We start from the raw sequence: 16032 nt of genomic DNA on the forward strand, positions 1-16032 counted from the left end.
GGCTTGTTAACGACAGACGGATCGTCCGGGGGGCAAACGACGCCCTTGTTGCGCTCGATTGTCCGCCAGCTTACAACGACGCCATGAAACACACCAGCCATCCCCAGCTTCCCGTGAGCGATTGGTACGAAAATGCGTTCGACCTGACGCGTGGAATTGCCGCCTATACCGCGAGCCCGTTGATCGCGGGCATCGCCAGGGTTATCGCCAAGCACCCGGACGCCGATATCGCCAACGCCTTCAATCACAAGCAGGTCGCCTGCAAGCTCTGGGCGCGCGACACGCTGCTGAAAGCCGCAGGCAAGTCCTATGAGCGCATTGTCGTACTCGGCGGCTGGTACGGGATCCTGCCTGCGATGTTGCTCGAGGACTGTCGTTTCGAGATCGCCATGGCCGAGAGCTATGACATCGACCCGTCGGTCGAGACGGTTGCCCACACCCTGAACGCCGCCTTTGCCGAACGCTTCCGGGCCGTGACCGCCGATATGTACGCGATCGACTATCAGCGCCTTGGCGCGGACCTGATAGTCAACACCAGTTGCGAGCACATTGCCGACCTGCGGGGCTGGCTCGACATGATCCCCAAGGGAACACGCGTGCTTCTTCAGTCCAACGACTACTTCAGCGAACCGACGCATATCAATTGCGTCGAAACCATCGAGGCGTTCGCCGATCAGGCCAAACTCGCCACTCTCGATTTCGCCGGCGCCTTGCCGACGAAGAAATACACGCGCTTCATGCTGATCGGGAAGGTCTGACCGGCATCAGCGAAAGCCGCTCGCGGAGGATTGCCGCGGTGTGGGCCGCTCCTTCGAGGTCGAGCGGCGGCATCGCGGGCTTCGCACGCGTCAGCTGCGTCTCGACGTGGTGCGCCAAACGGGCTGGCGTTACCTCGCTCTCCGGCAGGACACCGGCGAGCCCAAGCTTTTCCAGTCGCAAGGCCCGTGTCGTCTGCTCCGTCTCGCCGCCTGCCGTGAACGGCACCAGCAGCGATGCGCAGCCGGCGCGAATGATATCGCAGACCGTGTTGTATCCGGCCTGCGAGACCGAAAGCCGCGCGCCCGAAAGCAGGCTGGCAAAATCGCGCCGAAATCGGAACAGCTTGGCATTGCCGGGAGCACTGGCCTCGAAAGCGTCATAGTCGGCCTGCGGCAGATTGGGACCCGTAATGAGGCACCAGCTCAGTTCGGCGGGCAGGAGCTTGGCGGCCTCGAGACCGGCGCCGATCAGCTCCTTGCCGACGGCGCCGCCACCGGCCGAAACCAGCACATCGAAATGTTCCGAAGGTGCCGCCGGCGGGCTGCCGGCGACGAGCCCGGTATAGGCGACCTTGTCTGCAATCTCATGGGCAAAAGGAAAGGTCTCCTCGATCCGGGCAAACGCCGGATCGCCATGCACGAGCACCAGATCAAAGTGCGCCTGCACCAGCGCCAGCATTTCCTCGGCCCGACCCGGCTTGTTTCGCTCCTGAAGGATATCGCGCAGCGACGTCGCCACCAGCGGCCGCGGGCTTGTCGCCTCGATGCGTTCGAGCAAGGGCATCAGTTCGAACCGCATCTGGCGGCGCCCGAACGGAAACGCTTCGAAAATCACCACATCGGGATCGCATTCACCAAAAGCTTCAAGCAGCATGTCCCGCCGGCGGGCCTTGAAATCGTCGTCGACCGGGTTTCCCTCGCCGTCGGCAAGGCCCGAAAAGCCCTTGTCTCCGGCAACGACCGGCGGCAGGGCCACATGCTTGATGCCAGCCGCCGGAAAACCGGGAACGGGCGTGCCCCCGGTGACCACCGTGACGTCGAAACCGTCGGCAGCAAGCGCGTCGGCGATACGGCTTGCCCGTGCCAGATGCCCGATGCCGAGCAAGTGCTGGACATAGAAGAAGACCCGCGCCTGCCGCATCGTCACGCCGCCTTCCATTCGTTCGCAAACAGGGTGGTCAGTTGCGCGATGCTGGAGTGATGGTCGAAGTGCGCCCGGACCCGCTGCTCGGCGGCGCCCCCCAGGCGATGGCGGTATTCGGGATCGCGGATCAGTTGCTCCAGGGCCTGCGCCAGTGCGGGCGCATCTTCCGACGGGACGACACGGCCGTTTTCGCCATCGACGAGCAGCTCCGGCACGCCTGATATCGCAGTTGAGATACAGGCGAGCCGCTGGCTCGACGCCTCGACCAAGACGTTCGGCAGGCCGTCGCGATCACCATCCGCGGTCACCCGGCAGGCGAGCGCGAAAATGTCGCTGCTGCGGTAATGGGCAAGCACATCGGTCTGATCGAGCGCGCCCTTCCAGGCAATCCGGTCCGAGATCCCCAGTTCGCCCGCCAGCACCTTCAGCTTTGTCGTCAATTCACCGGCGCCGATATGCTCGAAGCGCCAGTGCAGATCCTCAGGCAACAGGGAAAGGGCCTTGAGCAGCACGTCGTAGCCCTTCTTTCCGACCGCACGACCGACGCTGACGATGCGGACCGGATCGTCAGCGCTTGAACCGTCGCGTACCGAACGCTGGCCATCGAAATGCGGAAAACGCTCGAGGTCGAGGCCATGATAGCTCAGATGTACCCGAGACTTTTGCGACGTGAGGCTCTGAAGATGCCGATGTCCCATCTGCGTGCAGGTCACCGTCCAGCGTGCGCGACCGAGCTTTTCCGAAAGCTCCCAGTCGGGCGAGGTCCAGATGTCCTTGGCGTGCGCCGAGCAGCTCCAGGGCGTGCCGGCGATGACGCTTGCATAGGCGGTCACGGAGGCCGGTGTGTGGATGAAGTGGGCGTGCAGCCAGCGCGGATCGCCCGGCCACTCCGATGCCAGCACCAGGGCCTGCCCGAAGCGGCGGAAGCGGTTGCGCGTCAGATCGCGACCAAGATCCCGGGCAAAGAGCGAAAGCGCCTTCCAGAAACCCGGCCTGGGCAGTGAACGGACCAGTCCCTTCAGGACCCGCAGCGGCTCCTCGTGCAGGTACTCCGGCAGATAATGCACGTCGGCGCGGATCTCGTCGTGCACCGGATGGCGCTTGCCGTCGGTCGGGCGCCTGAGCGCGATGAGCACGAGTTCGTGTCCGGCTCTTTCAAGTCCGAGCAGTTCCTGCGCGATGAAGGTTTCCGAAAGGCGCGGGTATCCCTTCAGAACTACGGCAATCTTGCGGTCTGTTGGCAATGCTTCAGCTCGATTTCTTCACGATGCTCAGATGTTCGTTCGACTGGTCGCCAAGCCAGCCCCCGACGATATCCGAGATATGCACGAGCCCCTCCAATCGCAGGCCGTTGGCACAGCCCTTCGATGGCGGGGCGCGTTGCGGCAATGCCTTCAATGCGGCGGCAAACCGCAAGGGATCCTCCGCCTCGCTCGGCAGCAGCATTTCGATGAGCCCTAGCTCGGCGGCGCGGCGCGCTCGGATCAACTGCTCTTCGCGCGGCTGGATGCGCGGCACGATCAACGCCGGTTTGTCAAAGGACAGGATCTCGCAATAGGTGTTGTATCCACCCATCGCCACCACACCCTTGGCGCCGGCGATCAGCTCTTCCATCCGGTTGTCGAACTCGATGATCTTGATATAGGGGATCTTGCTGCCCTTGCGGATCAGCTTTTCGCGCTTCTTGACCGGCATGTAGGGCCCGAGCACGATCAGCGCCTTGTGCGTCAGTTCCGGATCCTGCTGATAGGCATGGATCACGTCGTGAATAAGGTCGGCGCCATCACCGCCACCGCCTGTCGTCACGAGGATGTAGTCGCCGTCCGGCTTGTGTCCGGGCAATTCTTCCCGCGGCACGCTACGCTGCAGGAAGCCGACGAAGTTCATCCGCTCGCGCACCGCAGGCGGCACCTCGAGTTCGGTCAGCGGATCGTAGAAATCCGGCGGGCCATAGACCCATATCGTATCGTAGTACTGTTCGATCTTGCGCATCGTGTCGCGGCGCTTCCACTCCGCCTCCAGCAGATGCGGCGCGTCCATGACCTCGCGCAACCCCAGAACCAGCGTCGTGCCGTGGGCCTTGAGGTAGGTAAGCGTTTCCTCGACTTCGCCGCGCAGACCCATGGGCTCCTTGTCGACGATGAAGATATCAGGCTTGAACGTCTCGGCCGTGTGCCGGATGATCGACTGGCGCATCTTCAGCGTTTCATCCAGCTCGATATGGCGGTCGAGAGACGTATAGTCACCATTGTGCAGCTTGATGACGCTCGGGATCTTCACGAAATCCACGCGCGCACGATAATCGAACGCGCCGGCAATCGTCGCGCCCGAAATGATCAGGATGTTCAAGCCGCGATAGTCTTCCACCAGCGAATGCGCGATCGTGCGGCATCGGCGCAGGTGACCGAGCCCGAACGTGTCGTGGCTGTACATGAGAATCCGGGCATCTTCTAAGCGCCGAGTCATGCCAGAAACCTTTCGCTCAGCAAAAAACGAACCAAAATTCGCAACGCCGGCTTTCGGCCGGCGTTGAAACGAACCTCATTTGTAGGGATCGGCGGCATCGCGCAACCCATCTCCCAAGAAGTTGAACGCCAAAATCACAAAAATGACCGGGATTGTTGGGAACAGCAGCCAGGGATAGAAAGCAATGACGCTTACGCTTTTCGCCTCGGTCAAGAGGATGCCCCAGCTGGTGATCGGGGGACGAAGGCCCAATCCGAGGAAGCTCAACGCGGTTTCGCCGAGGATCATGCCGGGGATCGAGATCGTCGCCGTGGCGATCAGATGCGACATGAAGCCCGGAACGAGGTGCCGGCCGATGATGCGGCCACTCTTGGCGCCCATCAACTGCGCCGCAAGGACATAATCCTCCTCGCGCAAGGCCAGCAGCTTCGAACGCACCGCCCGGGCAAGCCCGGTCCAGTCGAGAAGACCCAGGATGATCGTGATGCCCAGGTAGATCAGGATCGGGCTCCACGTCGCCGGCATGATCGCCGCAAGCGACAGCCAGAGCGGAATACTCGGGATCGACTGAAGCACTTCGATGACGCGCTGGACGATGAGATCGAAGACGCCGCCATGGTAGCCCGCCAGACCGCCGATGACGATACCGAGGACGAAGCTGACGGTAATGCCGAGAAGGCCGATGGTCAGCGAGATCCGGGCGCCATAGATGATGCGCGAAAGGACATCGCGGCCGAGCCTGTCCGTGCCAAGCAGGAAAAGCTGGCCGTCCTTCGCCGGGCAAGCCAGGTGCACGTTGCTTTCGAACAGGCCCCAGAACTTGTAGGCGTCACCGCGGCAGAAGAAGCGGATCGGCTCGACGTCCTTGAGGTTATCCGTGTAGTTGCGCTTCAGCGTTTCCATGTCGAGTTCCATCGTGCGCCCGTAGACGAACGGGCCGACGAACTTGCCCTCATGGAACAGGTGCACCGACTGCGGCGGCGCATAGATGTAGTCCACATTGCGCGTATGCAGGTTGTAGGGCGCCAGAAACTCGCAGATGAGGATCATCAGGTAGAGCGCAACCAGGAAAATGCCGGAGATCAGCGCCAGTTTGTGCCGCCGGAACTTCCACCACATCAGCCGCAGCTGCGAGGCCTGGTTCACCCGCACCTGCTCCTCCGTCATCGCTTCGACGGAATAGGGATCGAAAGGGGCCGTGGATACGTAGTGCGGCAACGGTTCGCCGGGCGCCGGAAGGAATGACGTCACTTGGTGCTCCTGCCTTGCAGCCGTATCCTGGGGTCGAGTATGGCGAGCGCGAGATCGGAAATCAGCACGCCGATAACCGTCAGAAACGCGAGAAACATCAGGAACGAACCGGCCAGGTACATGTCCTGGCTCTGCAGTGCCTTGATCAGCATCGGACCGGTCGTTTCGAGCGACAGAACGATCGCCGTGATTTCCGCGCCGGAAATGATCGCCGGAAGGATGGAACCGATGTCCGAAATGAAGAAGTTCAGCGCCATCCTGAGAGGATACTTGACCAGCGTGCGCATCGGCGAAAGGCCCTTGGCGCGGGCGGTCACGACATACTGCTTCTGCAATTCATCGAGCAGATTGGCGCGCAGACGCCGGATCATGCCCGCGGTTCCCGCCGCACCGACGATGATGACCGGTATCCATATATGCTCCAGGATCGACTTTGCCTTCGCCCAGCTCATGGGCTCGGCCAGGTACTTCTGATCCATCAGGTGGCCGATCGAAATCCCGAACCAGATATTGGCGAAGTACATCAGGATCAGCGCCAGCATGAAGTTCGGGATGGCGATCCCGATGAGGCCCATCAGCGACAGGCCGTAATCACCCCAGCTGTACTGATGCGTGGCCGAGTAGATGCCGATCGGAAACGCGATCAGCCAGGTAAAGATGATGGTGACGAAGGAGACCAGGATCGTCAGCCACAACCTGTCGCCGACGACATCGCTGACCGGCAACTCGTATTCGAAGGAATAGCCGAAGTCGCCCTGCAGCATGCCGCCGAGCCAGTGGACATAGCGCAGCAGAGGCGGCTGATCGAAGCCGTACTCCTTCCGGAGCGCCTCGATCTGCTCCATGTTGACGCCTTCGCCCTGTGCCCGGATTTCGGCGACATAACTTTCGAAGTAGTCGCCCGGCGGCAGTTCGATGATGGTGAAGACAAGCGCTGAAATGATCAGCAAGGTCGGAACCATCGCCGCGATGCGCCACAGAATATATCGCAGCATGTCAGCCTTCCTGCTCGATCCAGAACGTATCGGGTTTGTAGACGCCGAAATAGCTCGTCGGGTCGAAACCGTAGAGCGCTGCTTCGGGGAAGTTCTTGATCTTGTTGGCAACCAGGATCGGCTGCAGGGACGCGTTCACGATGCCGATCGAGAAGACCTGGTCGGTATAGATCGACAGCATCTTGCCCCAGATTTCCGCACGCTCCGTATCCTCGGTGGAACGACGCCAGCGCTGCAGCAACTCCGACAGTTCGACGGCGGCAGGCAGGTCGGGCGCCTGGCCCATTTCGCCATGCGAGAGATAATTGAGCCCCCAGACCGGCCATTGCAGCTGGTCGTCGGCCGTCGGTGCCAGTTGCCCCGGGTTCATCGCCGCGTTTGGCACGCCGTTGTCGAGCCCGAACCACATGGACATGACGATTTCACCACCGACGGCGCGGCTGCGGAATGTGTCGCGCTGCGAGGTGCGAATGAACAGCGAAATACCGACCTTCTGCCAGTAGTCGGTGATCAGTTGCAGAACATCGGTTTCGAGCGTGCTTTCGCCGGCGGTCTCTACGACGATCTGCGCAGCGCGGCCGTCGGGCAGTATGCGAATGCCATCGCTGCTGCGGTTGACAAGACCCGCCTCGTCCAGCAGCGCATTGGCCTGTACCGGATCATGGGCGATCCAGGCGGAGGCGAACTCGGGCCGGAACAGCGGGCTCTCCGGCAGGATCGTGTCGGCACTTTCCTTGGTCAGGCCGTAAAAGACCGCCTTGTTGATTTCCGAACGGTCGATCGCCAGCGACAGGGCGCGGCGGACGCGCACATCCTGCAGCAACGGACGCCAGACCGCATCGGAACAATTGAGGTTGGGCAGAAGCGCGACGCGCGACCCTTGCGTCTTCTTCCAGAGCCGCACCTTCACCGGATAGCGCTTTTCGGCATCCTTCAAGAACGTATAGTCGATGAAATCGATGTTGGTCGCCTGCAGATCGCTTTCCCCGGTTCCGGCCTTCGCCGGGATCAGTGCCGGGGAGCTGACATTGAGCACGAACTTGTCGATATAGGGCAATTGCAGCCCGTTCTCATCAACCCGATGAAAATAGGCGTTCCGCTCGAAGACGAACTGCTCCGCCGGCAACGGCGTCGTGTTGCGCCATGGGTCGAGGGTCGGCAGGTCGGGGTTCTCGGGGCGGTAGGACCGAGCCATGCGCATATGCAGCTGGCTCCATTTCTTCACCCTTTGCTCCTTCATCAGAGCCTTGAGCTTGTCCTCGTCCTGATACTTGTCGTGGAACTGCTTGAGGTAGGCGGACGGCATCACCACGACCAGCGGCTGGGGAGCGGCGAGCTTCTGCAGAAAGTCGGGATTGGGCGTGGACCAGGAATAGCGCACGGTCCTTTCGTCGAGGACCTCGAACTTCCCGGCTTCTCCGTCGATCACCAGTGCCGTCGACAGGCCGGCCGGGCTCAGTTTTTCGTTGAGCAGCACGTCGTCCCAGCAATAACGGAAGTCCTCCGTCGTCAATGGGCTACCGTCCGACCACTTGTGCCCCTCGCGCAGGTGGAAAGTGAAGATCCGGTCTTCCACCGTCTCGAAGCGCTCCAGCACATCGGGCTGTATCTGAAGCTTTTCGTCGTAGCCGACAAGGCGCGCATAGCCGTTGACGGTCATCAACCGGATATCCTTGGCGCTGCCGATCAGGCTCTGGACGGTACCGCCGTGTTTACCCGGCTGGCGCCCCATGCCGGCGACATTGATGACGCGCGGCGTCTTGGGCAACCGCTCATTGACGGGCGGCAGCTTCCCCTCGGCGATTAGCGCCTCGAAGAATTTCGGCTCGCTGGCGGCAGCAAGAAGGTATTTCGGAAAGGCCGCTGTTGCGAGCATGGCGAGTGCAGTTCGGCGAGTGATCATGGCCGTAACTCCCTAGCATCCACTGACTTTCGTGCCAGAACGTAATGGTCGCCGCCGAGATCGGCGGGCGAGAGCGCGTCTTCCGCGCCGTCGTCATTGAACTGCGGCCCCCACCGCCGCATGTCCGAGCCCTCGCTCGCCTTGAGCAAATCGAAGTCGAGCGGGCGATCGAGGTCCGGATAGGGAACGGCGGCGAGCAACGACTTGGTATAGGGGTGTACCGGGTTGCGCATCAGGATCTCGCGCGGCGCAAGCTCGACGATGCGCCCCGCGCACATCACCGCGATCCGGTCGGCCATGTAGTCGACGACCGCGAGGTTGTGCGAGATGAACAGGCATGTCAGCCCGAGTTCCTTCTGCAGGTCCTTCAGCAGATTGAGGATCTGCGCCTGGACCGAAACGTCGAGCGCCGACACCGGCTCGTCGCAGATCAGGAGTTGCGGCACGAGCGCGAGCGCCCTCGCGATACCGATGCGCTGGCGCTGGCCGCCGGAAAAACTGTGCGGATAGCGGTTGATGAAGCGTTGGTCGAGACCGACGGCCTGCAGCAGCGAGCGCACCGTCTCCACGCGTGATTTTGCCGTGCCGCGTCCATGGATTTCGAGCGGCTCGCTCAGGATGTTCTTCACCGTCATGCGCGGCGAGAGCGACGATACCGGATCCTGAAACACCATCTGGATCTTCGAGCGCAGCGTCTTCAGCTCATCGCCTTCGGCGCTCAGCACATCGATCGGTCCCTCGCCGTCATCGAAGCTGACGCTGCCGCCGTCGGGCGTGATCGCCCGCATCAGGATCTTGCTCACCGTCGTCTTGCCGCAACCGCTCTCTCCCACCAGCCCCAGGCATTCGCCGCGGCGGATATCGAAGCTGACATTGTCGACGGCGCGATGGCGCGACGGGTCCTTCTTGCCGAACCACGATGTCTTGCGCGTCCCATAGGTCTTGGAAAGATTGCGCACGGACAGGAGAACGTCCGGACCGGCCGCCTTGTCGGAGCCCTTGGCTCCAAGCAGGGTCCCCGCCTTGACCGGCACTTCGCGCAGCGCCTTCAGCCGTTCGCCGGGCTTCATGTCGAAATGCGGCACAGCGGCCATCAGGCCCTTGAGGTAGGGATGCTGCGGGTTGCGGAAGATCGCGTCGACCGGACCGGCCTCGACGATCTGGCCGTGATAGATGACCACGACTTCGTCGGCCATGTTGGCGACCACGCCGAGATCGTGGGTAATCAGCAGCATCGCCATGTTGAGCTTGACCTGCAGCTCGCGCAACAACTGCAAGATCTGCGCCTGCACCGTCACGTCGAGCGCCGTCGTCGGCTCGTCCGCGATCAGCAGCGCCGGTCGGCAGATCAGCGCCATGGCGATCATCGCCCGCTGGCGCATGCCGCCCGACAGTTCGAAGGGATACATGTCATAGGCGCGCTTCGGGTTGGAAAACCCGACCAGGCCGAGCAACTCTTCCGTTCGGGCGCGCCGCTCGGGCTTTTCCGCATCCGTATGAATTTTAAGGACTTCGGAGATCTGGTTGCCGATCGTATGGAGCGGCGACAGCGATGTCATCGGCTCCTGGAAGATCTTGCTGATGCGGGTACCGCGCAGGGCCCGGATCTCCTCGCCTTCGCGCTCCAGCGACAGCAGATCGATCGGCTTGCCGCTGGCCTGCGGGTCATTGAACAGGATCTGCCCGCCCACCCGAGCGACATTCGGCAGGATGCCCATGACCGCCTGGCTGATGGCCGATTTTCCCGAGCCGGATTCGCCCACGAGGGCGGTTACCTTTCCCGGCAATATTCTGAAATTCGCTTCCTTGACGGCTTCAACCTTGCCGCCGAGCACCGAGAATGTGATCCGCAGACCTTCAACTCGAAGCAGGTCCGCCCCTGATGTCATCGCAGCACACTTCCCTCATTGCCCTTGTATCCGCCGCCTCTAAAAAAAGACTATCGCAGCTTCGTGGGGCTGTCCAGCGTAGGCCCTTGCAACCACAGCATAGTTCACGATTGCGCCGCGACGGTCAGGGCGAGGGGCACGCGGCTTGCGGAAGCAGGTCGGAACAGTTCGGAGACCGGCGAAAATCATCGTAATAGAGCGTCCAGTCCGTTACGTCGGCGGCGCGATACGGCCCGAACTTGAAGTACTGGTTCTTCCCGAGCCCCTTGTCGGCGTGGCCGATATGGCCCTTCACCGTGAAGATCGGCTTACCGTTGGCGTAGAGCTCGATATGGCCGCTGCCGTCGGCCCCCGGCTTCGTATAGATCGCAAAATCGATCCAGCCCGACTTGGGGTCCGGCAACGGATTGCCATGGTTCGTCACGACGATCGCATCGGTGCAGGCGTTGAACAGATTGCCGTCGTCAGCGCGCCACGACTGGTCCGCGGCCACGAGCATGCGCATCTGGTTGACACCCGGCCGGCCCCACACGGGTACTTCACCGGGCCTGCAAGCGGCTGCGACACCGTCAGGACCGACCGAAACCGGCGCGATGTAATTGGTCTCGACCGTTGCGAAGAGCTTTCCGAAATTCATGCGCAACGCCAGGAACGGGCTGAAGTCGCCCTCGGCACCCGGGTCGATCTCGCGCTTCCATTGCGCCACCAGGTAGCGGTGGTCGCCAGAGGGCACCGGATCGGCAAACTTGAGCGAGAAGCCATACCAGATGCCCTGATCATAGGGCACCCGCAACGCCGTCTTCTCCCAGATTTCCGCCCGCTCGCTGCAGCCGTCGAGCGAGTCCGGGCATGTCGGCACGACGCTGAGCTTGAGCCCGCCATTGCCGTTGCGCTTGACCGCACTCTGAAACTCGACCGTTCCCGCGCTCTGCTCGAAATTTTCGCGGTAGTACAACCCGCCATCCGGTGAGAAGTCCCTACCCTCGAACCCGTCGTACAGCTTGGTTTCCCAGGGTTGCGCCACCGCGACGCCGGTGAGGAGGAAACTGGCGACGATGAGGACGGTGCGGAACATCGAGATCCTTACTGAAGCATCTTGTCGATCAGGCCACGCGGAGGTTGCAACGGGCGCGTGTTGCGATGAAGCAGCATGACATGTTCCGCCTCGGAAAGTCCATCCTGCAATACGTCGTCGAGGCGTTCGTCCGTCTTGGGCAGAAGGGCAGCCTCATGCGGATAAAGGATCGTGAATTTCTGCCGCACGCCGCGCAGCTTTTCCTGGCCGAGCGCCGTCCAGTCCCCGCCGCAATAATTGACGAAGGCCTCACTGGCGACGATGCTATGGGCGTATTTCTTGGTGAGGTTCTGCAGCCGCTGCACCTCGTTGACCGCCGAGCCGAAGGCCGAAAACGTCAAACGGTCGCGCAGGCCCACATTGCCGAACATGACGTTGCCGACATGCAGCCCGACGCCGTAGCCGATTGGATCCCGTCCCTGTTTGCGTCGCTCGGAATTGAGGATCTCCATGCGCGCGGTTGCAGCCCGCACCGCGCCGAAGGCCTCGCGGGCAGCAAACTCTGAGGGCTCCTTGTGCCGGCCGCAAGGGTAGACTGCCAGGAAGCCATCGCCGACGAAGCTCAGGATATGGCCGCCATTGCGGTTGAACGGCGCGGCAATGGCGTCGAAATAGCCGTTCAACGTCTCGATGTAGGACTGCCGCCCTTCTTTTTCCGCAAGCATGGTCGATCGGCGCATATCCGCCATGACCAGGATGGCGCGCACCGTTTCGCCGTCGCCGCGCCGGACCTGTCCGCTCATGACGCGCCGGCCGGCGCTCGAGCCGAGATAGGTGGTTAGCATGTTGTCGGCGAGCTTGCCGAGAACGGCCATCTTGGCGGCGACGGCCAGATGGTTCTGCAACCGCAACAGCGCGCCGATCACGTCGTCGGTAAAGCCGCCATGGCGGTCCGTCGTCCAGGAGCCGACCATGCCGTGGCCGGAATCGGCGCCAAGCGACTGCATGAAGGCGATGTAGTCGGTGGCGCCCTGCTCCTTCAGTTCGTCGAAGATCGGAAACTCGGACGGCGTGTCCTTGTAGAGGCGTCGGCGCACATGCTCGAGGTTGTTGTTGAGCAGGTAATAATAGGGGCTTCGCAGAAAGCGTTCCGGGTTGAGCGCGAGTTCCTCGTGCCGGAGGCCGCTGACCTCGACGCCCTTGCCGCGCACCCAGGTGAACCCGAGCGCGTCATAGAGCGGATGCAGCATCGAAAAGGACAAATGCACGCGCATCAGCGGCAGGCCGGCCGCAGCGAGCCGCTCGCAGAAACCCTTGACGATCGTCTCCAGCGACTCGTCGCTGAGCGACGTCCGCATCAGCCAGTCTGCCACCTTGTCGATCAGGATTTCAGATACGTTGTCGTTTACCGGGCCCATTTCGCGTCCTCACCGTGACAGACAGTCCACCATCCCCAATGCGATGGGCGAACGGCCCGACACGGTGTCGGCCTTCGCTGGCAGCGGGTGATGATGATACGTGCCCGTTAAGAAAATGCTCCAACCCATTCCAGCGTCGATGACGTGCAGGCACCCGGAATGCGGCACTTATATGTTGCAGATATTGATGGCCCTCTGCAATTTCCAGAGGCGCGCGCGATTTTTGTTTCGATCGTGTCCACACGAAGATTTGATGGCCGCAGAACTGGCGGTGCATGCAGCCAGCCATAGGCTCCGCGCTTGACTTGCACCTTGTTTCTATCCAACAAACCACGACATGCCGTCAGGCAGGCGCCTGCCAATCCCAACAGCTGGAACCGAAACTTGACCTCTCCCCATTACGAAATGCTGCTGGCGTCGATCTCGACCCGCACGGCCCATGTCGGCGTCATCGGACTTGGTTATGTCGGCCTGCCTCTCGCGATTGCCGCGGCACGCGCCGGGTTTTCGGTGACCGGTTTCGACATCGATCCGGGAAAGATCGTCGCGCTCGACGCCCACACGTCCTATATCGCAGCCGTGCCGAACGCCGTTCTGGCCGAGCAGGCGCAAGCCGGTCGGTTTTCCAGCACGACGGATTTCGGCCAACTTGGCCGTTGCGACGTCATCATCATCTGCGTGCCGACGCCCTTGACGAAACATCGGGATCCCGACCTCTCCTTCGTCGAAAGAACGGCGCGCGCGATCGCTTCGACGTTGAAGCCCGGCCAGCTGGTCGTGCTCGAATCGACGACCTATCCGGGAACCACCGACGGCGTCGTGCGCACGATCCTCGAAGAGACCGGCCTCAGGTCGGCGAGCGATTTCTTCGTCGGCTTTTCGCCCGAGCGCGAGGATCCGGGCAACCCGGTCTACGAGACGACAAGCATCCCGAAAGTGGTGGCAGGCGACGGCCCGCTCGCCGCAAGCCTGATGGAACGGTTCTATTCCGCCGTGGTCAAGACGGTCGTGCCGGTGTCGTCCAACGCCACCGCCGAAGCGGTGAAGTTGACCGAGAACATCTTCCGCTCCGTCAACATCGCGCTCGTCAACGAGTTGAAGATCGTTTTCGAGGCCATGGGCATCGACGTCTGGGAAGTGATCGAAGCGGCAAAGACCAAGCCCTTCGGCTACATGCCGTTTTACCCCGGACCGGGGCTCGGCGGGCACTGCATCCCGATCGACCCCTTCTACCTGACCTGGAAGTCGCGCGAATACGAGCTGCCGACGCGCTTCATCGAATTGGCCGGAGAGATCAATTCGGCGATGCCGCGACATGTGGTCAGCCGCCTCGCCGAGGCGCTCGATCGCCACCAGGGCAAGGCACTCAGCCGGTCCAGGGTGCTCGTCATCGGCCTAGCCTACAAAAAGAACGTGCCCGACATTCGCGAAAGCCCGTCGCTCAGACTGATCGAGCTGATCGAGGAGCGCGGCGGTCGCTGCGACTATCACGACCCCTTTGTCGCCGAGATCCCGTCGACGCGCGAATACAGCGCGCTGAAGGGCAGGCGCTCCGTGACGCTCGATGCGTCGTCGATTCGGCAGTTCGACGCCGTGCTGGTTGCAACCGACCACGACCAGGTCGACTACGCCGCCCTTGCGGCCGCAGCGCCGCTGATCGTCGACACCCGCAATGTCTTTCACCGCAACGGGCTGAGCGGCGAGCACATCGTCAAGGCTTGACCAGGGCCGCCTTCAGCTTGCTGGCGGCCACAGCGTAGCCGCCGGAGGCCCCATCGACGAAGTGCATGTGATCGCGGCTCATCGGCGTCGGCACGATGCAGGTCATCAGCGCGGAGTCCTGCTGGTGAAGGCCGTAGCGGCCGACACCCTCCTCCTCGGCACGGCGCAACCGCGCCTCGATCAGCGCAAGACGGGCGGCGCTGATATCGAGCGTCATCTTGAGACCGTCGTCGAATTTCCGGAAGTCGGTATTGTTGGCGAGATCGCGGCGGTAGCGGTCGATGTCGAATGTGCCGATGTTCCAGCCCATGCGAAAGCAGACGAACAGCAACAACGTCTGCAGGGTGATCCACAATCGCGCCAGCAGCCGGCCCCTGCGGGGAGAGCGTGCGCGCGCTTCAGCGCCGATACCATCGATCGAAAGCCGCGCCTCCGGCCCAAGTTCGGGAACCGGGTGGGCGTGCCGCTCTTCCTGATCGGCGAGTGCGACGACATCGGCGATCAGCGCCTGGAATTCCGGTCCACTGCCTTTTTCGCCGGGCAGGGCGATGATCGAGGCGATCGAGCCATGACGCGATTTTATGGGATTCCACCGGCAGGAAAGCCCCGTGAGGTCCGGCCTGGAACCGGGCGGAGCAGCGTCCACCTGGTAACGCCCTGCCTTCATGGCCGCTTCCGCCCAGCTGGCCCCGCCGCCGGCAAACATCGCGTAGGAAACCTCTTCGCTCGCCTTGAACCGGGCGACACGCATGTCGAGACCGTCTGCCCTGATATCGGCAACGGGAACCAGTGCTGCGCGCAATTCGAGGCCCAGTTCCTCGAGCACCCAGGTCTTGACGGCAGCAAGCGCTTCCCGCGCCCGCCCGGCCATGGCGGCCGGCAGAACCGCGAGGGCGCCGTCACCGCCGAACACGAAGGGCATGGCTTTCTCGTCGAGGGCATTCATCAACGCGGAGATGACACTGGCGCCGGCCATGTTCACCGTCTTGTATCGCCCCTCGGCGATCGCTCCGGTTGAGTTGACGATATCGGCCAGCGCCAGCACCCATCCATCGGGCAAGGCGTGATAGTTCGCCTCGTCCGCGACGCCTTCGAAGGCATCGAAGAGCGGCACGCTGTCGTAGAAACCTGTTTCGCCTGCCTGCGCCATGGGTGCTCCGACCTGCTGACTGTCGGCTATGTCGATAGATGTTCCACGAAAGACCGCAAGAAAAAGTTTCACGCGCATCGTCAATGTGCGACGGGCCGGTTTCGTGCACACTCCGGCTGGAAAGGCATTTTTCCCGCAAAACTGGCCCTCAAACCCGGTCCGAGAGGGCTTTCGCCGCTTGCTGCAACCGTCGGTGCGCCATCGTCATTTGTGGGCATTGATAAGGTTAATGTCTAAACAATAACCCATGGCATTGCAGGGGGGTGGTCATATGTGCTTGTCTATTGGTCAAGCGTGGGCAACAAAGCTTGCGCAGGCAGA

At 62.2% G+C, this 16032-nt stretch carries 12 protein-coding genes; 2 read left to right on the plus strand and 10 right to left on the minus strand.

What is annotated here, in order from left to right; genetic code table 11:
* The first annotated feature begins 83 nt into the window (after positions 1-83).
* Positions 84-758, plus strand: coding sequence for a class I SAM-dependent methyltransferase (locus RTP54_RS15985; RefSeq protein WP_112809640.1), 675 nt, complete (start codon positions 84-86; stop codon positions 756-758).
* Here the strand turns inward: RTP54_RS15985 and RTP54_RS15990 are convergent.
* From RTP54_RS15990 to RTP54_RS16030, 9 genes are all read right to left on the minus strand, one after another.
* On the minus strand, positions 736-1899 hold the full coding sequence (locus RTP54_RS15990; RefSeq protein WP_312364438.1) for a glycosyltransferase: 1164 nt from the start codon (positions 1897-1899) through the stop codon (positions 736-738). The genes RTP54_RS15985 and RTP54_RS15990 overlap by 23 nt on opposite strands.
* Positions 1900-1901: 2 nt before the next feature.
* Complete coding sequence (locus RTP54_RS15995; protein ID WP_312364068.1) at positions 1902-3146, minus strand: glycosyltransferase; 1245 nt, start codon at positions 3144-3146, stop codon at positions 1902-1904.
* 4 nt (positions 3147-3150) lie between these two features.
* Positions 3151-4368, minus strand: a complete 1218-nt coding sequence (locus RTP54_RS16000; RefSeq protein ID WP_112809642.1) for a glycosyltransferase family protein — start codon at positions 4366-4368, stop codon at positions 3151-3153.
* A gap of 75 nt (positions 4369-4443) precedes the next feature.
* Positions 4444-5619, minus strand: coding sequence for an ABC transporter permease (locus RTP54_RS16005; protein WP_112809643.1), 1176 nt, complete (start codon positions 5617-5619; stop codon positions 4444-4446).
* Positions 5616-6614, minus strand: coding sequence for an ABC transporter permease (locus RTP54_RS16010; protein WP_112809644.1), 999 nt, complete (start codon positions 6612-6614; stop codon positions 5616-5618). Before RTP54_RS16010 ends, RTP54_RS16005 begins: the two co-directional genes overlap by 4 nt.
* A gap of 1 nt (position 6615) precedes the next feature.
* The gene (locus RTP54_RS16015; protein ID WP_112809645.1) at positions 6616-8517 is read right to left on the minus strand and encodes an ABC transporter substrate-binding protein; all 1902 of its coding nucleotides are present in this window, start codon (positions 8515-8517) and stop codon (positions 6616-6618) included.
* Complete coding sequence (locus tag RTP54_RS16020; RefSeq protein ID WP_112809646.1) at positions 8514-10406, minus strand: ABC transporter ATP-binding protein; 1893 nt, start codon at positions 10404-10406, stop codon at positions 8514-8516. The genes RTP54_RS16015 and RTP54_RS16020 overlap by 4 nt, the downstream gene beginning before the upstream one ends.
* A gap of 124 nt (positions 10407-10530) precedes the next feature.
* On the minus strand, positions 10531-11481 hold the full coding sequence (locus RTP54_RS16025) for a polysaccharide lyase (protein ID WP_312364071.1): 951 nt from the start codon (positions 11479-11481) through the stop codon (positions 10531-10533).
* Positions 11482-11489: 8 nt separating this feature from the next.
* Positions 11490-12839, minus strand: a complete 1350-nt coding sequence (locus RTP54_RS16030; protein ID WP_112809648.1) for an adenylate/guanylate cyclase domain-containing protein — start codon at positions 12837-12839, stop codon at positions 11490-11492.
* A gap of 384 nt (positions 12840-13223) precedes the next feature.
* Between RTP54_RS16030 and RTP54_RS16035 the strand changes: the two genes are divergently transcribed.
* Complete coding sequence (locus RTP54_RS16035; RefSeq protein WP_312364073.1) at positions 13224-14561, plus strand: nucleotide sugar dehydrogenase; 1338 nt, start codon at positions 13224-13226, stop codon at positions 14559-14561.
* Here the strand turns inward: RTP54_RS16035 and RTP54_RS16040 are convergent.
* A complete protein-coding gene (locus RTP54_RS16040) occupies positions 14551-15711 on the minus strand; it encodes a DUF3095 domain-containing protein (RefSeq protein WP_112833219.1) in 1161 nt (386 codons plus the stop codon). The two genes, RTP54_RS16035 and RTP54_RS16040, sit on opposite strands and share 11 nt — an antisense overlap.
* Positions 15712-16032 lie beyond the last annotated feature (321 nt).

The sequence above is a fragment of the Ensifer sp. genome, assembly GCF_031989085.1.
GTDB lineage: Bacteria > Pseudomonadota > Alphaproteobacteria > Rhizobiales > Rhizobiaceae > Ensifer.